Annotated in this window: 24 protein-coding genes; all 24 read left to right on the top strand. The window is 62.0% G+C overall.

The window, feature by feature from the left end; all coding sequences use genetic code 11:
• The first annotated feature begins 115 nt into the window (after nucleotides 1–115).
• The 24 genes from ACTHN9_RS20400 (at nucleotide 116) to ACTHN9_RS20285 (ending at nucleotide 18,322) form a co-directional block, all read left to right on the top strand.
• Entirely contained in the window at nucleotides 116–319 is a 204-nt protein-coding gene (locus ACTHN9_RS20400) for a hypothetical protein (RefSeq protein ID WP_440538589.1), read from the top strand.
• A 106-nt stretch (nucleotides 320–425) separates the two neighbouring features.
• Nucleotides 426–710, top strand: a complete 285-nt coding sequence (locus ACTHN9_RS20395) for a phage capsid protein (RefSeq protein WP_440538588.1) — start codon at nucleotides 426–428, stop codon at nucleotides 708–710.
• Nucleotides 707–1,081: a hypothetical protein gene (locus ACTHN9_RS20390; RefSeq protein WP_440538587.1), complete on the top strand. Its 375-nt coding sequence runs from the start codon at nucleotides 707–709 to the stop codon at nucleotides 1,079–1,081. Before ACTHN9_RS20395 ends, ACTHN9_RS20390 begins: the two co-directional genes overlap by 4 nt.
• 160 nt (nucleotides 1,082–1,241) lie before the next feature.
• The gene (locus ACTHN9_RS20385; RefSeq protein WP_440538586.1) at nucleotides 1,242–1,700 is read left to right on the top strand and encodes an HNH endonuclease; all 459 of its coding nucleotides are present in this window, start codon (nucleotides 1,242–1,244) and stop codon (nucleotides 1,698–1,700) included.
• A 175-nt stretch (nucleotides 1,701–1,875) separates the two neighbouring features.
• A complete protein-coding gene (locus ACTHN9_RS20380; protein WP_440538585.1) occupies nucleotides 1,876–2,496 on the top strand; it encodes a helix-turn-helix domain-containing protein in 621 nt (206 codons plus the stop codon).
• A gap of 265 nt (nucleotides 2,497–2,761) precedes the next feature.
• Nucleotides 2,762–3,871 (top strand): phage terminase large subunit, encoded by a 1,110-nt coding sequence (gene terL / locus ACTHN9_RS20375; RefSeq protein ID WP_440538584.1) that lies wholly within the window; start codon nucleotides 2,762–2,764, stop codon nucleotides 3,869–3,871.
• Nucleotides 3,872–3,874: 3 nt separating this feature from the next.
• Complete coding sequence (locus tag ACTHN9_RS20370; protein WP_440538583.1) at nucleotides 3,875–5,179, top strand: phage portal protein; 1,305 nt, start codon at nucleotides 3,875–3,877, stop codon at nucleotides 5,177–5,179.
• Complete coding sequence (locus tag ACTHN9_RS20365) at nucleotides 5,176–5,490, top strand: hypothetical protein (protein WP_440538582.1); 315 nt, start codon at nucleotides 5,176–5,178, stop codon at nucleotides 5,488–5,490. Before ACTHN9_RS20370 ends, ACTHN9_RS20365 begins: the two co-directional genes overlap by 4 nt.
• 2 nt (nucleotides 5,491–5,492) lie before the next feature.
• Entirely contained in the window at nucleotides 5,493–5,741 is a 249-nt protein-coding gene (locus tag ACTHN9_RS20360; RefSeq protein ID WP_440538581.1) for a hypothetical protein, read from the top strand.
• Nucleotides 5,742–5,753: 12 nt separating this feature from the next.
• Nucleotides 5,754–5,960 (top strand): hypothetical protein, encoded by a 207-nt coding sequence (locus ACTHN9_RS20355; protein WP_440538580.1) that lies wholly within the window; start codon nucleotides 5,754–5,756, stop codon nucleotides 5,958–5,960.
• Nucleotides 5,961–6,244: 284 nt separating this feature from the next.
• The gene (locus ACTHN9_RS20350; protein ID WP_440538579.1) at nucleotides 6,245–7,342 is read left to right on the top strand and encodes a DUF6582 domain-containing protein; all 1,098 of its coding nucleotides are present in this window, start codon (nucleotides 6,245–6,247) and stop codon (nucleotides 7,340–7,342) included.
• 71 nt (nucleotides 7,343–7,413) lie between these two features.
• The gene (locus ACTHN9_RS20345; RefSeq protein ID WP_440538578.1) at nucleotides 7,414–8,415 is read left to right on the top strand and encodes a hypothetical protein; all 1,002 of its coding nucleotides are present in this window, start codon (nucleotides 7,414–7,416) and stop codon (nucleotides 8,413–8,415) included.
• 240 nt (nucleotides 8,416–8,655) lie between these two features.
• A complete protein-coding gene (locus ACTHN9_RS20340) occupies nucleotides 8,656–9,015 on the top strand; it encodes a hypothetical protein (protein WP_440538577.1) in 360 nt (119 codons plus the stop codon).
• On the top strand, nucleotides 9,015–9,941 hold the full coding sequence (locus ACTHN9_RS20335) for a hypothetical protein (RefSeq protein ID WP_440538576.1): 927 nt from the start codon (nucleotides 9,015–9,017) through the stop codon (nucleotides 9,939–9,941). The genes ACTHN9_RS20340 and ACTHN9_RS20335 overlap by 1 nt, the downstream gene beginning before the upstream one ends.
• Nucleotides 9,938–10,291, top strand: a complete 354-nt coding sequence (locus tag ACTHN9_RS20330) for a hypothetical protein (RefSeq protein WP_440538575.1) — start codon at nucleotides 9,938–9,940, stop codon at nucleotides 10,289–10,291. Before ACTHN9_RS20335 ends, ACTHN9_RS20330 begins: the two co-directional genes overlap by 4 nt.
• A 122-nt stretch (nucleotides 10,292–10,413) precedes the next feature.
• A complete protein-coding gene (locus tag ACTHN9_RS20325; RefSeq protein ID WP_440538574.1) occupies nucleotides 10,414–11,112 on the top strand; it encodes a hypothetical protein in 699 nt (232 codons plus the stop codon).
• A 7-nt stretch (nucleotides 11,113–11,119) separates the two neighbouring features.
• The gene (locus ACTHN9_RS20320; RefSeq protein WP_440538573.1) at nucleotides 11,120–11,302 is read left to right on the top strand and encodes a hypothetical protein; all 183 of its coding nucleotides are present in this window, start codon (nucleotides 11,120–11,122) and stop codon (nucleotides 11,300–11,302) included.
• Nucleotides 11,299–11,532, top strand: coding sequence for a hypothetical protein (locus ACTHN9_RS20315; protein ID WP_440538572.1), 234 nt, complete (start codon nucleotides 11,299–11,301; stop codon nucleotides 11,530–11,532). The genes ACTHN9_RS20320 and ACTHN9_RS20315 overlap by 4 nt, the downstream gene beginning before the upstream one ends.
• Nucleotides 11,533–11,624: 92 nt before the next feature.
• Nucleotides 11,625–13,607 carry a hypothetical protein gene (locus ACTHN9_RS20310; RefSeq protein WP_440538571.1) on the top strand — a complete coding sequence of 661 codons (1,983 nt, stop codon included), beginning with the start codon at nucleotides 11,625–11,627 and terminating at the stop codon, nucleotides 13,605–13,607.
• Between the two features lie 57 nt (nucleotides 13,608–13,664).
• The gene (locus tag ACTHN9_RS20305) at nucleotides 13,665–14,096 is read left to right on the top strand and encodes a hypothetical protein (protein WP_440538570.1); all 432 of its coding nucleotides are present in this window, start codon (nucleotides 13,665–13,667) and stop codon (nucleotides 14,094–14,096) included.
• A gap of 3 nt (nucleotides 14,097–14,099) precedes the next feature.
• Complete coding sequence (locus ACTHN9_RS20300) at nucleotides 14,100–14,477, top strand: hypothetical protein (protein ID WP_440538569.1); 378 nt, start codon at nucleotides 14,100–14,102, stop codon at nucleotides 14,475–14,477.
• 172 nt (nucleotides 14,478–14,649) lie between these two features.
• Nucleotides 14,650–15,132, top strand: coding sequence for a hypothetical protein (locus ACTHN9_RS20295; protein WP_440538568.1), 483 nt, complete (start codon nucleotides 14,650–14,652; stop codon nucleotides 15,130–15,132).
• On the top strand, nucleotides 15,129–17,318 hold the full coding sequence (locus ACTHN9_RS20290; protein WP_440538567.1) for a phage tail tape measure protein: 2,190 nt from the start codon (nucleotides 15,129–15,131) through the stop codon (nucleotides 17,316–17,318). Before ACTHN9_RS20295 ends, ACTHN9_RS20290 begins: the two co-directional genes overlap by 4 nt.
• A complete protein-coding gene (locus ACTHN9_RS20285; RefSeq protein WP_440538566.1) occupies nucleotides 17,315–18,322 on the top strand; it encodes a hypothetical protein in 1,008 nt (335 codons plus the stop codon). The genes ACTHN9_RS20290 and ACTHN9_RS20285 overlap by 4 nt, the downstream gene beginning before the upstream one ends.
• The last annotated feature ends 3 nt before the right edge of the window (nucleotides 18,323–18,325 follow it).

Genomic DNA, 18,325 nt, shown 5'->3' with positions numbered 1-18,325 from the left:
CACTTGACACTGTGTGTTTCGCACCCAATAATCAGCATTATTCGATACACGTCGAAATTGTATTTAAAGCCCGCCTGGTTATGCCGCGCGGGCTTTTTGCATTCGGAGCGTCGAGATGCTGGCCGAAGACCTATCGCCGGCGGAACTCGCCAAGATCGAAGAGTGGACACGCGTAGCATTCGACTACGCCGTCGCCGACGGCTTCGTGACGCCGCCATATCGCCCGAGCGACCGGATGTACGGCTACCTACTCGACCTCTACCTATTCGGCCTGACGCCGGAAGAAGCGGCACAAGCGGCCTTCGCGACGCGTCATTGACCTAGAACCATCAGCAAACCCGCAGACTGCCGGCATGGCTGGCCAAGCGCGCCCATGCGGCGAACGGGTTGGCGGGCTCGCTGATGGTTTTCCAATAGGCGCTTCAATGCACGGAATGATCCTCAAGCCGGCCGATCTCGACTATTCGGATCTGGAGAAGTTCGGCCGCGTCACGATCGAATACACGTCGCGCGGCGTCGAAATTACCGTCGACGGATTCGAATTCAGCGAGACCGGTACCTGTCGTCAGCATGGCGCTAAGGCCATGGCGTGGGCGCGCGACGTGCTCGCCTGCGAGATCGAGGCAAATCGGCTGATTCCGGGTGGCCACATGGTTTCGTGCAGCGGACTCGATCAGGAGATGCTCGAAAACGAGAGCACCGGAAAATGATCCCAGTCAAACAGACCAAGCTTTACGCGCCGGACGGCATCCACAACGGCAACTGCCTCGCGGCCGCCTACGCGTCGCTGCTCGAACTGCCGCTCTGGATGGTGCCGCCGTTCGAGGACATGTTCGGTCGTAGCGAATGGTACGAGCGCATAGATGAGTGGCTCGCCAAGGCGCACGGGTTAGAGCGCGTCCGAATTCACGGCCACCCGGTCGAAGATCTACCCGAGTTCTACGTCGCCACGGGGCTATCACCGCGCGGCGTGCATCACGCGGTGATCTACAGCAAAGGCGCGATGGTCCATGATCCGCACTTCTCGGACGCTGGCATTGCGGCGGTCGAGCGCGTCGAATATCTGCGGCCGATCGGCTGAACAGTGTCTCCTTCACGTTTCCGATGACGTGGATTCGCCCGCCTGGCCTCAAGTCAGCGCGGGCTTTTGTTTTTCTGGCTTGGCTAGGGGGCACCCGAAGCCCGGATCGCTCGTCCGGTCGCCAAGTCCCCTACCCGAGCGGCCTTTGAGCGAGGCTTGCATGAAGCAAATTCCTGTAGGGCGGCGCGGTCAATTCGCCACTGTCGACGACATGGACTTTGAAGTGCTATCGCGCTATAGCTGGTATCTCGATAATGGGTACCCGGCTGCTTTGATCCATGGTCAAGCCAGGCGCATGCATCAATTGCTAATTGAGTGCTCGCCAGGAATGCTTCCCGACCACCGCAATCGGAACAAGTTGGACAATCGGCGTGGAAATCTTCGGCAAGCCACACCATTGCAGAATGCTGTGAATCAGTCGCTCCGCAAGGACAACGCATCTGGATTTAAGGGCGTCACATGGAACAAGCAGGTCGGCAAGTGGAAGGCGCAGATCCGCGATACCGGAAGGCGTCTATTTCTTGGCTACTTCCATGATGCTACCGACGCCGCACGCGCCTATGACGCTAAGGCTAGAGATCTATTTGGAGAGTTTGCGTTCCTGAATTTCGGGAACTGAGCGATTTTCGATTCGCCCGGCCGCGCGCCGGGCGCTTTGTATTCGCATGGGTAGGCCGTGAGAGCCCTGAAATCCACGGCAGCCGCCGACAGTCACGTGGCCACTCACGCCTTTGCCCGTGCAACGCGGGATTTTGAGCGGCGCTGGGCGGCGGCAACCTCGACCTCGAATCACCATGGCAAGACCATCGAAACTGACCGACGCTCAGTGGGAGGCGATCGGAAAGCGGTTGCTTGCCGGTGAATCAGCAGCCTCGCTCGCACGTGAGTATGGCGTCAGCAAGGCGGCGATTTCCGCCCGCTTTTCTAAACGCACAGAAACGATAAAAAGCGTTGCGAAACAAATAGTTGATACAGAACGCGCCCTTTCGTTTCTGAACGTTTCTGAACAGTTGGCGGCGCGTTCACTTGCGGATGACCTGAAAGCGATCTCCGATCATCTGGCTGGGGCTGCTCGGTTCGGCGCGGCGACGGCGCATCGACTGTCCGGTATCGCGCACAACAAGGTGGCTGAGATCGACGACGCGACGCCGCTCAATGACGAGAAGAGCGTCGCGGCCCTCAAGGGAGTCGCAGTCCTCACGCGGATGGCTAACGAATCGAGCGAAATCGCGATCAACTTGTTGCGCGCCAATAAGGACACCGTCGACGACATGAACAAGCGAGCGCGCGACGCAGCGCCGGCCTTGGGCGCGCCCTCCGACCTTTCGAACCTGAGCGACGATGAACTCTCGAACCTCGAGGCTCTCGCCGCAAAGCTTGGCTCGCCTGCCGGGGCTGGAGGCGATCCGCGCTGAGAAGGCGCGACGCAGCCTGAGTGAATTCATCCGGCAAGCGTGGCCGGTGCTAGAACCTGAGACGACCTATCGGCACGGTTGGCACGTCGACGCGATCGCCGAGCACCTGGAGGCCGTGTCGAGCGGCCAAATCAGGAAGTTGCTGATCAACGTCCCGCCGGGCCACATGAAGTCGCTGTCGGTCTGCGTGTTTTGGCCGACTTGGCACTGGATCAGGCAACCGCACTATCGCTGGCTATTCGGTAGCTACTCATCGCATCTGTCCGTGCGCGACGGCAACCGGATGCGCGCGCTGATCGACAGCCCATGGTTTCAGAGGCATTTCGGCCGCGTCTTCTCATTGATGAAGGCGACCGATCCCTACGTGGCCAACGATCGCCAGGGCTTTCGCGTCAACACGTCAGTCGGCGGCGTCGGTACGGGCGAGCGCGTGCACTGTGTCGTGAATGACGACTTGATACGTGCGAATGACGCGGAATCCCCCGCGATGCGAGCGCAGGCCCTATCGCACATGCGGGCGATGTCCACTCGCGGCGTCGATCCTGCGACGTTCGCACAAGTGCTCATCATGCAGCGCGTCCATGAGGATGACCCTGCGGGGTGGGCGATCGAACAAGGCGGGTGGGAAAAACTGATTCTCCCGGCCGAGTATGAATCGAAGCGTCGATGTGTCACCTGTATCGGCTTCGAAGACCCACGTACGCAAGAAGGCGACCTGCTGTGGCCTGAGATGTTTGGCGCGCAGGAAATCGCCGATCTCAAGACCACCCTCGGCAGCTACGACGCGGCAGCGCAGCTTCAGCAGAGCCCCGCGCCGCCCGGCGGCGGAACATTCAAGACCGAAAAGCTCGGAATTATCGAGGCACTTCCGGTTGGTGTGCGATGGGCGCGCGGATGGGACTTTGCGGCGACCGTCCCGGAGCCAGGAAAGCGACCCGACTGGACTGTTGGCGCACTGCTCGGACGCACTGAGGATGGGCGCTTCGTCATCGCAGACGTCAATCGCTTCCGAGGTTCGCCGCTCGATGTCGAACTCGCGCTGAGCAATACCGCGGCGCAGGACGGTCACGAAGTCGCCATCAGCGGCCCGAAAGATCCGGGGCAGGCTGGTGTCTCGCAAGCGCTGCGCCTTACACAGTTGCTTGCCGGCTACGACGTCGAGTTCACTCCAGAGACAGGCAGCAAAGTCGTACGTGCGAAACCATTTGCCGCGCAGGTCGAAGCTGGGAACGTTGTGATGCTACGCGCGCCATGGAACAAGGATCTGAAGGATGAAATGGCGATGTTCCCGTTCGGCATGCATGACGACCAGGTCGACGCGTTGAGCCGCGCTTTCAACAAGCTTCTCGCCGAGAAGCGAACCTATTTCGCTTAACGCATGGGACTTCTGACAGACATTCGGCTATGGGCCGCGCGGCGGCGGTATCAGCCGGAGCGCGAGTCCCTTGCGTATCCGAAGCTCATCAGTTTGATGGGCCAGAATCGGACACTGGGCACGCCGAAGCCTACGCCGACGAACCTACGGTACTTCAGCCGCACCGTCTACGCGCGCCGAGCGATCAACCGGATCAAGGATGCGATCTCGACGCTGCCATGGCAGATCGTTACCGAAAACGGCGCGCGCGCGTCGAAACAACAGGCCGAGGTCGTCGCCAAGTGCCTCGACAGCCCCAATGAATCGGACAGCTTCACCACGTTGCTTGAGCAGTGGATCGAAGATGCGCTCGTAACTGGCGCTGGCACGCTCGAGCAGGCAGTCTCTCCAGATTCCGCGCGACCGATCTGGCTATGGCCGGTCGACGCGACGACGATTCGCCCTGTAGTGAAATGGGACGGCAACCCGAAGTCAATCCGCTTCCTGCAAGCGCTCGGCTATACGGGCGGCTCGATCCTATCCGAAGTGAACGCAAAGCAACTGCGCGCCGAGGAGATCATCTACATGCGGCTGAATCCGTCGACGGAGACGCCGTACGGATACGGTCCGCTCGAAATCGCGTACGACTCGATCTCGTGGAAACTCGGCGTCGGCCGTTATGCCTCGAATGCCGCAAGTAATGCCCAACCGCAAAACCTGATCTACCCTGGCCAGGTTGCGAATCAGGACGAGATCCTGACCTTTCGCGCCTACTGGCGCAACGAAATCGAAGGCCAAGGGCAGACACCGATCATAGGCGGCCCAGTTAAGCCAGAAGTGATTCGGCTGCACGCCGGCACCGACGACGCGCTCTACTTGAAATGGCAAGAATTCCTGATCCGAGAGATCGCAACAGGCTTTCAGTTGTCGCCGCAGGGCATGGGCATCGAGCGGGACGTGAACCGCAACACCGCGGAGACGGCCGAGGACCGCGACTGGAATTCAGCCATCAAGCCGATGGCGCTGCGCGTGCAGTCGCACATCAATCGCGATGTGCTATGGGCACGGCACGGCCTCACGAACCTGCGCTTCCAGTTCGACGGGCTTGATCGCGAAGACGAACAGATGATCGCGACGATCTTCAAGACGGAATACCAGAACAATGCCTGCACGCCGAATGAGTACCGAGCACAAAAGGGCCTTGAGCCGCTGAAGTCGCGCTGGGCCGACCTGACCTACGCCGACATGCAGATTGCGATGAAGGCCGCGCAGGGCGCGAAGGAAGTCGACGATCCCGACATCAAATCCTCCACCGGAGAAACCGAATGAGCATCCTTCAGCACACCATCGAATCGCCGGATGGCGCGACGCCCGCGCATCAGGATCGCGCAATTCTCGGCTCGATTCCAGGCATCGCAAACGTAGCCGGCGGCGGCGCTGGCGCGGCCGTCACGACGACGGTTCAATTGCCGACCTCGGCGAACCTGCCGGCGAATTACGGCGTCTTGATCAACCCGGGCCAGGATGCCACGTGGTTCGTCTCGAACAAGACGTTCGACAGCTTCCAAGTCACGCTGACTCCGCGGCTCGCCGCGAATACGCTGGCGGCCGGCTCATTCGACGCGGTCATCGTCGCCTGATCATGGCGCGCTCCGCAAAAGAAGCGCGTGATTCGGCCGCGCAGGAAGAAGTTGCCGAAACGAACCTCGAGCCCTCGTTGAGCGCTGCGCTAGCGCAGATCCTCGTCGATGTACCGCCGGGCCCCGCTCACGGCGCGCTGATCGCGATCGAGACATCGCTGGTCGAACTCAAACGCCGCGCCATGTCGGTCAGCGAGCACCTGAGCGACGACGAATACGCATCCATCCTCGAGCGCATCAACGCGCTCTAATCGGAGATCCCCATGAGCGGACAAGCCACCTTGACGACTGAGCGGATCGCGCAAGAGAAGGTGCAGACAGCCGCCGCCCTTCGCATTGCTGGCGCGCTCGCGGAAGTCGAACAAAAGGCAGCCGAGATGAAGAATGCGATCGCCCGGCTGCAAGCAACCCTCGGTAGCACCACGACGAACGCGGATGCGGTTCTCAACGCCCTGAAGGCTCAACTCTGATCATGGCGCTCACCAAAGAACAGCGCGACGCGCTCGGCGCTGACGATTTCGCGGTCCCGGGAAAGCGCGCGTTGCCCATTCGCAATACGCCGAACGACGTCGACCATACCCGCATGGCATGGTCGATGGTCGATCACACGAAAGGGCTGAGCGACACAGAGCGCGCCGAGGCGCGGCGCAAGATCCTTCACCGCGCGAAGGAACTGGGACTTGACACGTCGAAGTGGGAGGCTCACCAGTCCGCTCGCATGGACATGCAGCCGGCCGGCGCCAACGACGGCGGCTTGCGCGCGATGCGCTTTGAAGCAATGGCGCTCGACGTTCCCGAAACGCCGGGCCACCCGAACAAGGTCCCCTTCTCCGGGATCATGACGCGCATCGATCAGCCGAGTGATCAGCCGGTTGGCGGCGCGAACGGCAAGTGCGTACTGATCCCGCGCGCAGTCGCCGAAGAAGCATTGGGATCGCTGCTGGGCATGGGTGTCGATTACCAGCCGAATCTAAGCGGCCACGACCCGACGAAAAAGATCGGCGTGATCACCGCTGCGACCATCGAAGGCGACGGCATCCAAATCGCAGGCTTTCTGTACGGCGCGGACTTTCCGGCCGTGGTGGCTGAGATTCAGTCGAAGAAACGGCTCCTGGGCTTCTCCTACGAAGCGCAGACCGGCATCAAGGACTGGAACGGCGACCCGATCGAGGTGACGAGCTGTGTTTTCACTGGCGCCGCCATTCTGTTCAAGGACAAGGCAGCCTACACCACAACTTCACTGGAGGCGTCCGCCTCTACGGAGATTCCAGACATGGACATCAATGAACTGTTGGCCGCGGTCAAGACCGCTGTCAAGGAAGAGACCGCGTCGCTCGTCAAGGACGTCGCGGAGTTGAAGGCGAGCGCCGGCAAGCTCGAAGCGGCCAACGTGCTGCACAAAGTCAAAGAGCATTCGGACCGCCTGCGCGCGGCAGCCGATTGCATGGAAGCGGCCGGCATGGGTGGCCACGAGCGCCACGGCCACGTCGCCGTGCTGCGCCGCATGGCCGACAAGATGGAAGCCGAGGCGGTGCTCGGCAAGCTGCCTCATATTTGGAATGACCATTCCTGGATGGACGCGGCTGCTGCGACCGGCGAAAGCGAAGCGCTGAAGACGGCGAACGCGCAGATCACCGACTTGACGGCGAAGGTCAAGGAACTCGAGGGCAAAGCGTTCAGCGCATCGGCTGCGCCGGCTCGCCCGACGGAAGCGGCTCCGGCCGCCAAGCCGGGGTTGCATGCCGCGCATACCGAGATCGGCGCGAAAGACGCTGAATTGAAGGCTGCCGGCGCAACCCCGACGCAACGTCTGGCCGCGATCACCATGGCCCGCATGCAGCCGAGCGCCTAAGCGCCGACTCTCCACCACATCAGCACAAGCCGCCTTCGGGCGGCTTTTTTATTGCCCAGAGGATTACGACCATGTCGCAAGCCAAAATGATGACCCTTCAGGCCGCAGCCGATTACCTCGGCACTGGCGCGATCGAGGTCAATGAATACGAGCCGGTCATCACCGATCTCGTGCGCCGCCGCTCGGTGGCGCTCCAACGCTTCAAGCAGGTCCCGGCCACCGGGCAGCCGCACCGCTACTTCGAGCAAACTGCGATCTCGACCGCCGGCTTCCAGAGCACCGGTGGCCAAGGCGGCACGGCCATCAGCCCGTCGCCCTCGAGCCCGACTCGTGTCGAGCGCTCGGCCTTCATCAAGGCGTGCGTGAACCAATCGAACATCGCACTGTTCGACAAGATGGTCACGCAGCAGCAAAAGAAGTTCGCCGAGGTGATCGCGCGCGACATCGAGGACATCATCAGCGGGATCAACGTCGCCCGCGCCGCCGGCGTGTGGGCTGGTAACGATACGAGTCTTTCCGCCCCGACGACGGTCCAGTACATGGGCTTGTTGTCGCAGATCACCACGCAGGCGACGATCGCCCCCGGCGCCTCGATCATCGATGGTCTGAAGGCGGAAGTTGCCGCGCTGTTCGCGAACGAGACGTACATCGTCAAGCCGACCGCGATCTATCTCAACCCGATCCTGGGCGATTACATCGATCGTGAAGCGCGCGCCGGCCAAATCACACTGACCGAAGTCGAAGTGACGTCGGGCGTCGTGGTGAAGGCTCTCGCTACGCAAGCCGGCAACTTGCCGCTCATCGGCGATCAGTTCTTGCAGGCAGCCACCGGCTCCGCATACGGCTTCTCTGCGCCCCCTGCAGGCAACAAGAACTACTTCGCCGTGATCCTCACCGAGGACATGGTCGAAATGCCGTACGTCAGCGGCGAAACGGACAACCCGAATCCGCTGCTGTTCCAACTCGGGCTGACGGGCAACCTGTCGGGACAGTTCGTCGGCGTGATGTTCGACGCGATCATCGGCAAGGCGGCGAGCTACGCGCACGCAGTCGTGGCCGTGCAACGTCCGTAATGCGCGTCTACCGACCGCAAGACCGGGAGGTGCCACAGCATGCCGTCCTCGTTCAACCCGGCCGAGAATATCCGGTGTCGGAATGGATGGGCGAGGACGGCATGCCGCAGCTCTTCCGCGTCGTGTTTCAGGCAGGGTGTGCCGAGGTGCCCGATAACCTCGGCAAATACATGATCGACCACGAGATAGCGCAGCGCTCGCCGCTGATTCTGCCTCGTGGCGCCGGATTGAGAGACAGCCATGCTGGAAACGTCGCAAGTACTGACGCACACGCCGGTTGACGCCGGCCCCCTGGTCCAGGCGTTCCTGACAGGTGCGCAGATGGGCCTGTCCGCGCCTGGAACTTCGCCACTGATTCTGGCTGGTGGCTACCCGAAGATCGCGATCGGCGCGCAAAGCTCGGCCACTGGCTCGATCACCGTGCAGCGCTATCTCGATCAGGGCGGCGCCATTCCGCAAGGCGCCGCGTTGACGCAGGCGCTCACCGCGGCGACGCCCGGTGTGCTCAACATCACCGATGGGCTGCCCTTCCAGTCGTTCACCGTTGCGATCGCCGGCGGCACGCTGTCGAACGTGGGCGCCCTCTTCTCGAGCCGCTGATGCCGTCTGCATACCTCCAGAGCGCCGATTACACCTCGTATGGGGTGCCTAATGCCACGCCTGCTCAGGTTCAGCAAGCCAGCGCACAGATCGACGCATATCTCGCGCGCCGAGAGGGACTGATCTGGGCGCCGGACGGCACCGGCAACCCCTGCTACATGGCCGGAATGAGCCCGAGTCTCACGCTCGCGCTAGCGAGTACCATCTCGCCCGGCCAGTCGGTCGTGGTGAATTTGACCGGGCCGACTGGCATGCTGAAGGTCGGCTCCGTTTTGATCGCCGACATCGGGACGCCCGCAATCACGGAGGCGCTTGTAGTGCAGGCCGTCGTTGGCCAGCAGGTGACGTTCACCAACGTGCAGTTTGCGCACGCACAGGGCGCCGCCCTGGCAGCAGGGCTGACAATCGTCGAGCAGCGCACGATGCCGGAAGATCGGCCGATCACGATGGTCGCGCAAACGCCGGTCATGTCGATTCTGTCTGGCGTTGGACGGTACGGCTACATGCGCCGCGGCATGGATGCGGTGGGATCGATCGACACCTACAACCTGCTTGCGGTTATGTCGAAGTTCGGCGGTCCGCCGGCGTGGGAGGTATGGACACCGCAGGCGAATAGCTGCGAGCCTGAGACAGGAACGGTGTGGGTGCCGGCGGGCGTGTTGCTCGCCTACTACACCGAGGTCCGCATGCATTACGTTGCGGGCTGGACTTACGCGACGCTCCCCGCTCAGGTTAAGCAGGCCTGCGCCAACATCGTGAACAACATCGCGGTCGTGGCCGGGATGCCGGGGACCATGCAGCGGTTACAAGCGGGCGATACTGCAATGCAGCGCTTCGCGAATCAGCCGGGCATCTTGAACAGCTTCGTGATGGATGACGATACGAAGGCACTTCTCGCGCCCTATCGCGCACGGTTGCTGGCATGAGTTTTCTGTACCCGCGAAAGATCGCCATCACGCGCCCGAACTCCGACGTCACGCCTGGATTCTCACCGAACTATAGCGGCGTCGAGCCTTCGGCAGAAACGCCCGTCGCCAGCGGGGTGCCGGCGTCGATCCAGCTCAAAAAGGAGCGCGGCAAGCAGGATGCAGGATTGCCAGCCGACGCCGCGGCGAAGTCGTTTTGGACGGTGATGATTCCGCTGGGCGCCGCGGCCAATGGCCTGATCGCGACGAACGATATCGTCACAGATGACGGGAACGTGCGCTATCAAGTGCTCGCACCGTACTGGAATTCGCTAGGATATGCGCTCTTGGTCGAACGTCTGGAGCCGTAATGGCCGATATTTCGGATGTACTTAACACGTTGGGGAGCCTCGTCGGCGCGGCGATGTATCCCAACGGGACCGGCCAGCCGAGCGTCGCGAATGCGACTATCGTCGTGCGCTCCGGGTGGCCGGTGCCGCAGCAACTGAAGGCGCTGATGGCCGCCGGCAACGTGATGGTCAGCATCTACGGCATGCCGGGCATGGGCAAGAACACGACGCGCTTCCTTGGCGACGACGATGCGCAGGCGTCGATTCCGGCACCGAATATCACCATCGCGATCTCGGGTAACCAGGTTACGATCGGTGGCACGATCAAGGCTGGCGAGGCCGCGACGGTCAAGGTCAACTACCAGCCGTATAGCTACGCCATTCAGGCGACGGACACGGTCAATACGATCGCGGCGGCGCTGGCGGCGCTAATTCCGAATTCGTCGGTGAATGGCACTGCGATCACCATCTCCGAAGTCTTTGACATCGAAGCATCGATCTCTGTGCCCGTGACCGTGCAGCAGGAGATCGGCCGCCAGGCGCAGGTCTTCATGATCGTCATCTGGGCGCCGACGGAGCTATTGCGCGATGCCGCTGGCAGGGCGCTCGAGTTGGCGTTCAAGCAACAGCCCCGTATCACGATGCCGGACAACACGTGGGCGCGCATGCTGTATCGCGGCGTCACGCAGACCGATGGCGCCGAAAAGCAGCAGATCTACCGGCGCAACCTGCTATACGAGGTGGAATATGCGCTCACCGCGCCGGTCACCGAGAACACCGTGACGAATCTGGGCGTCAACATCACGCCGGCGAACGGCTCGTCCTTCAACGTCAATATCTGAGGCCACCATGGCAAAGACGCAATCCGATGCGGTCGAGCAGGCCGCACAGCCCGAAGCTGCGCTCGATTACTACCTTGTGGTCCGGCACGCCTTCGAGGACTACCGTAAGGGCGATGCTATCCGCGGGCCCGGCGAAGTCGCGCGCGTCCTCGCTGGCAACCCGCACAACGTGCATAAGGTGGCCGCGTGAACCCGGCCCGTCATCGCGCCGCAGGCGCTGCGATCAAACTCGCCGTCGATCGATTCGTCGGCCAAGAGGCAACGCCGCAAGTGTGCGTGCGCATCAAAAAGGCGTTCGTCCAGATCATGCGTGATCGGTTCGGCGTCGATTGGACTCGGGATGCGTGGCAGATCCAAGTCTGGTTCGCCGACGGCAAAACGCCGAACGTGAAGATCCCGCCGCGCTTGCTGAACGGCTGATCCACCCTCCCCGTCGCAACTAAGCCGCTTTCGAGCGGCTTTTTTTATTTCTAGGCCCGCCGAGAGCGGGCTTTTTGCTTTCTGGAGCAAACATGCCCGTCTATCAAGCTGGCAGCGTCAACGTTACCGCATTGCAGGCCCCTGACCTGTACGTGATCATTCAGCCGCCCAGCGTCGCGTACATCAACGGCGTTGCGACCGACGGCCTCGGCGTGGTCGGCGTCGGCTCTTGGGGGCCTGTCAACGCGCCCATGATGGGCATCGGCGATAGTGCCCAAGCCCAGCAGATGGTCGGCCCCGTCACGTTCCGGCCGCACGATATTGCGACGGCCGTCGCGATCGGCGATCAGAACAGCGTCCAGAACTACATTCTCGTGCGCGTCACCGACGGCACCGATACGGCGGCGAGCGCAAACCTCGTCGATACGCAGGGTTCGCCCGTCACGGGAATGACGCTCACCGGCCTGTACACCGGCGTCGTCGGCAATGGCATCACGGCGTCGATCGTGGCAGGCACCGCGGCGAGCACCTACAAGCTGTCGATTCAGCGCGCCGGCCTCACGCCGGAAGTGTTCGATAACGTCGGCATGGGCGTAAGTGGTGGAACGGTCACCCCAGGTACCGCATTCACGTCCGTGCCGAGCTTGAGCATTTCTGCTCCGCAGGCGACCAACGGCGTGCAGGCGACGGGTGCGATCAGCCTAAAGGTGCTGTCGGGCACTATCGCCGCGGGCGGCACGGGCTACGTGACTGGCGACACGATCACACTGCCCAATGGCGTCATCCTGACGGTCACGGCGAGTGCGGGCGTCATCACGGCGCTTGCCGTCACGAATGCAGGTTCGCTCACTGCCGGCGCGGTCCCGACCAACCCCGTCGCCCCTTCCTCGACGTCGGGAGTGGGCACTGGCGCGACCGTCACCCTCACGTGGGGTTTGGGTACTTTCAAGGTCATCAATCCGGGCGTGGGCTACACGTCCGCGACAGCGACCCTCACGGGCGGCGCAGGTACCGGCGGCTCGATCGCGCTGTCGGTCAGCGTATGGCTGAATCTCGTCAATGCTGTGAATAACGGACAGACGGGTTTGCGGGGACCGTCGCAGAACTGCATTGCCACGCTTGGCACTTCGGTCAACGCGCCGAACCTGACTCAGACCTACACGCTTTCGGGTGGTACCGACGGCGCCGGCGGCGTGTCGGATACGACGCTGGTGGGCGCCGATGGCCTCACCCGAACCGGTATGTATGCCCTTCGCAAGTCCGGAGCGCAGGTCGGCAACCTGGTCGATTGCCAGACGTCGACGACGTGGGCTGCGCAGCTCGCTTTTGGCTTGCAGGAAGGTATCTACTTCCATAGCGCTAATCCGCCCGGCACGAGCGTCACCGCTAGTGCCGCGGCCCTCGCCAGCGCAGGAGTGGATGGCTACGGTTTCGCGTGCCTCGTCGGCGACTGGTGCTATTGGCAGGACAATGTGAACGGCGTCAACCGCATGGTCTCGCCGGCCACGTTCAGCTCGGCCAAGCAGGCTGCGACGAGCCCCGAGCAATCGATTCTGAACGCCCCGCTCGGCGGCATCATCGCCACGCAGCGCAGCATGCAGAACTTGCCGTATAGCGACCCGGAGATCGCGCTCGCGGCAACGTCGCGACTCGAAGTCATCACCAATCCGGCGCCAGTTGGTGCGGCCTTTGCTGCTCGCACAGGGCGTAACGCGAGCAGCGATTCGAGCCGCAACGGCGACAACTACACGCGCATGACGAATTACATCGCGTTCACGATCGCGAGCGCGTATGGGTATGTGCCGGGCAAGGTGCAAACGATCAACCTTCGTCGCAATACGAAGGGTTCGATGGATGCGTTCTTCTCGAACCTCCAGAAGAACAACATGATCGGCGACGTCAACAACCCGACGAAGCCTGGGTGGTCGGTGCAGATCGACGCCAACAATAACCCCGCCAGTCAGATCGCGCTCGGCTACATGGTCGCAACCGTCAAAGTGATTTATCTGAGCATCGTCCGGTATTTCCTCGTGAATATCGAGGGCGGCCAGACCGTCACCGTCACGCCGCTGTAAGTGATTTCCTCGTCCGTCCAAGCCACCCGCGCGGTGGCTTTCCATTTGGAGTAAGCCATGCCGCAGAACGGTCTATCGCTCGGGCGCGACTATAAGTTCGACATCTATACCGCGACCGGCCTGCTCGTGCTGCCGACGCTGTTGAACTTCAAGCGCCGGAAGATCAATCACAAGCTCACCGTCAAGCCGCTGAACGGCCTGCCGATCCACCTGAATTTCCAAGAGGGCGGCTGGGAAGGATCGTTCGATGTCTCGCGCGCGGACGGCACGCTGGATACGTACTTCGCTAACAACGAAGCGTTTTACTACGCCGGCGCCAACCTGCCAACTGGCGTGATTCAGGAGACGATCGAAGAAGTAGCCGGAGTCCCGACGACATTTCAGTTTCAAGGCGTCATTCTTTACTACGAGGATCCGGGCGAAGCCGAAGCCGAGAAGAACGTCATCCAGCGCGTTTCCTTCGCTGCCTCCACTCGAATCAAGCTCTAAACCATGACCGACCTGAACGTTACCGAAACCAGCGGCGACACGCCGTCCGACGAACTCGTCGTCAACGGCGATACGCTGCTCGTACCTGTCGGCGATGGCCGAACGCTGACGCTGAACTACCCGGGCCCACTGGCTCAGTACGACATGGTGCAGGCAATGGGCGGCGACGCGGCAAACAATACGCGCCTCGTGCATATGTACCTGCCGTTGATCTATCTGATCGCAATCAACGAGGAAAAGATTTCTCCCTGCACTTCCCTGCTTCAGATGCGCGCGCTCATCAGCAGACTCGGCCACAAGGGCTTGAACGCGCTGCAGCGCGGAGTCAAGGCATTCGACGAGCGTGACGAGAAAGAACTGGCTGACCAGGCAAAAAAATAAGCCGGGACCCCGGCGTCAAGAAGGTTTTGACGTTGCTCGCCGCAGGGGTCCCGTGGGACGTCATCATGTCCTTTTCGCCTACCGAGATATTCGGCTGGTGCGTGGCGGCCGGCGAAATCCGCGGCCGCAAATGGTCGTGGTCAGCCAATGATTGGGAGGAGCCGGCTAAGCCATGAAGACCTACCAATCATTCGGTGCGTTCGCTCGAGCGATGGAGCGCGCGGCGGCCGAACTCGAAGTCGCCTATGCAACCGCGATGGAGGCAGGCGCCATCCTCGTGGAAGCGACGGCTAAGGCCGAATTCGGCCACTACCAGCGCGAAGATATGGGTCCGTTCGAAGAATGGTCCGAACTGCAAGACGCGACGAAGCAGCAGCACATCCAAGCGATCGTCGACGGAGAAGCGGCGCCGGACGCCGGTCCAAATACGCCTTTGCTCGTCAAAGGTGGGCTGCGCGAGAGCATCGAGCATGAGGCTGGCGCGCGGCACTTCACCGTGGGCAGCAAGTCCGAGATCATGGTCTACCAGGAACTCGGCACACCGGAGGGCATTCCTCCGCGCCCAGTGCTAGGCCCCGCACTTTACCGCGACACCGAAGAAGTCGTGAACCTTGTCGGACAAGCAGTCGAAGACACCATTGCAGGCAAGAAATGACGATCAACGCCTATTCGATCGCTGTCACGGCGGAGCTGACGGACAACGTCAGCAATCGCCTTATGGCCATCGCCGAGTGGGCGGACAAGGCAAACACCGCGATTTCTGCGTTCGCCGAGACCGCACGCAAAGCGTCCTCGGCCGGCCTGAACATGGCCCGCAACTTCGAAAAGGCTGCTGCCGCGGCGACAGCACTCGGCGATAGCGCCGGCAGCCTGACGCGCGCCAGCTATGTGCTCGACACGATGGCGGCGAGCAGCGCAGATTTCGCGCGCAATATGGCGGCGGCTCGCGCCGAGGCTAACTCGATGCACCCTCCGCGATGGAGCGCTACCGGCGGTGGATTTGGCGGTGGTGGAGGCGGAAGCGGTCGCAGCGGTGGTGGCGGAGGCGGAAGCCGTGGCGGCCCTCTTGCTGTGCGAGAAATGCCCGGCGGTGCGCTCGTTGTCCAAAATGGCGGCCGATACGCGTCGGACGTCATCGATGGCGATGGACTGATCACTGAAGTGCCGTCCGGCTCTGGTGGGGGCGCCGTGGCGGCCAACTCTCGCCGCTCGAATGGCAATGTCGGTGCCGCAACTGGCGTAGCGACAGCCGGGATGCTCTTCGGCGCCTATGAAAACGCTCGCCTAAACGATCAGAACGTCAAGGCTGTGGCGACGGCGCAGATCCCGTTCAGCCAATGGCAAGGAAGCCTCGACGATTTGCGCTCGCGTGAGTTGGCATACGCGAGCCAGTACGCCTGGGCGACCGGCGGACATATCGAGCCGTTCGGCGAGTCGATGCTCGAAGGCTCACGGCTGATGCGTACGCTGTCCGCCACGCAGCAAAAGCAAATGCTGGACTTCGCAATGCCCTACATTGCGTTGGAGTCCAAGCTCAAGGGCGTTTCGATGCCCGAGGCGACGCAGGCGTTCATTGGTCTGTCGCACATGGCCGGCGCGTACGCGCCGCAAGCGGCCCAGCCGCTCTACGAGTCGATGCTTCAAGCGTCGCTCACGTCGCACGCGTCGCTCGGCCAGATCGCACGCGCAGCGAGTTATGCCCTTCCCGCTCTTCATGCGGCCGGCGCGAATTCGAGCGACGTCATGCTGCTCGTCGCGACGATGATGCAGGGCGGCATCATGAATACGAAGTCGGGCACGTGGCTCAATGCCATGGCAATGAACTCGCTGCCCAACACGCTCGGGAGCGGGTTGTTTTCGAACAAGAAGCAAAACGAAGCGCTGCACGCGCTCGGGCTGTATCACGGCAACAAGTCGGCGTTCTATGCGAATGGCAGCATGGACCTGATGAAGATCGTGTCGATCTTGGCTGCCGACCGCGAGAAGATGGAGCCACTGAAATTCAATGCGCTCCTGAAAATGGCGTTCGGCACACAAGGCCAGCGCGGCGCATCGTTCTTTAGCGAAGAATCCACGGTCAGCAATCTGCACGCGCTCGCCGACCTGAAGAATTTCTCGCAAGCGCCGATGGATGTCGGCCAGATGATCTCCCAGGTCAGCACCGTTGGCCTGGCGGATCAGACGATCGCCAACGCCAATATCACGCTGATGAACGGCACCCAGGCGATGATGGGCCCGATCAATTCGCTCTTGAAGGGTGCGAGTTCCTTCTTCGATTGGACCGCCAATACGAGCAAGGATCATCCGATTCTCGGCGGTGCAATGAGCTATGGCGGGTTGTTTGGGATGGCCGTCGCTGGCATGGGCGCGTGGAAAGGCACAGGAAAATTCGTCGATAAAGTCATCCCCAAGGTAGCCAAATACCTCGCCAGCGGCGCAGGGAGCCTGCTCGCTCGAGCGGCAACGGCGATCACCGGAGAGGAGATCGGCGCGGCCACGCTTGCGGCGATCGGCGGCGAAATCGCCATTGGCACGCTCATCGCGGGCGGCATCGCCTACTTGATCCAGCGCGGCTACAACTCAGTGACATCGAAGATGTCGCCTGACCAGCAACTCACGTTCTACCAGGGCATCGCCGGTGGCGGGCCGGCCTTCGGTGGCGACAACGTAACGAAGGCCGCGCCAGCACAGCAGCACGACACGCACGTCACCGTAAAGGTCGATAGCCATGACGTCGCGGCGCACGTCGAGAAGAAGATGATCCCGGCCAAGACAACGGGGCCGACCGGTTTCAACGGTGATTCGACCGTCTACACGCCAGGAATGGGGATGTACCCGTGAACCCTTTCGCAACTCTGACGCTGGACACGCCGAACGGCACGTTCACATTCAGCGGCGCGGAAGTTCCCGAGAGCATTCCGTTCGGCGGCCAACATCTGCTCGACGTTAAGAAGATGATCGGCGGCCGGCGCCGGATCAACGCGATGGGCGCCGACGACGCGCCGCTGGCATGGTCAGGGCTGTTGCTCTACTCGTCCGCCCTAGACCGAGCGCGATTCCTCGACAGCGTCCGGCGCGAAGGTTTGCAATGCACGCTGTCTTGGGATGCGCTCCGCTACACCGTCGTGGTCGCCGAGTTCCGTGCGACGTACAAGTACCCGTTCAGGATTCCCTACTGGATCCGGTTCGAGGTCATCGAGGATCAGACGGCGACCGTCGATTCGGTACCGGCCGTCACGCCCGCGCAAGTGCTCGCGACCGACATGTCGCGGATGGGCACGCTCTCGAACTGCATCGGCGATTCGACGTTAAACGGCCTGATCGGAAACTTGAACGCGGCGATGAGCGCGGTGCAATCGGCGGTGCAGCCGATCGCGAACGGCCTGAAGGCGGTCACCTCGTTCATCTCTGGCGTCGCCAATTGTGCCGACCAGATCGTCAACACGGTGGAGAGCGCCGTCGCATCCGTTGCGGCCCCGCTACTCGCCGTGACCTCGCGGGTGCAGAGCATGATTGCGACGGCCGAGAACACCGTCGCCAACACGGCGGCCATCGTCGCTGGCGCGCCGGCCGCGACGAACGTCTTTAACGCGCTGTCGAAGATGAATTCGGCGGTTCAGTTGCCGGAGCTCTACGAGTTGCGCAGCATCTGCGCACGCATGCAGTCGAATTTGCCGCTCGTCTCGACGCCAACCAGTGCAAAGACGGTGACCGTCGGCGGGGGCGACCTTTATACCCTCGCGGCCTTTCATTACGGCGACGCGTCGCAATGGACGAAGATCGCGGCAGCGAATGGCATCACCGATCCGATGCTGACTGGCATCAATACGCTCATCATTCCCTGATCC

The organism is Trinickia sp. (assembly GCF_051953405.1).
GTDB lineage: Bacteria > Pseudomonadota > Gammaproteobacteria > Burkholderiales > Burkholderiaceae > Trinickia.
Note: the sequence above shows the minus strand (reverse complement) of the source record. Positions and strands in the feature narration are given on the sequence as shown.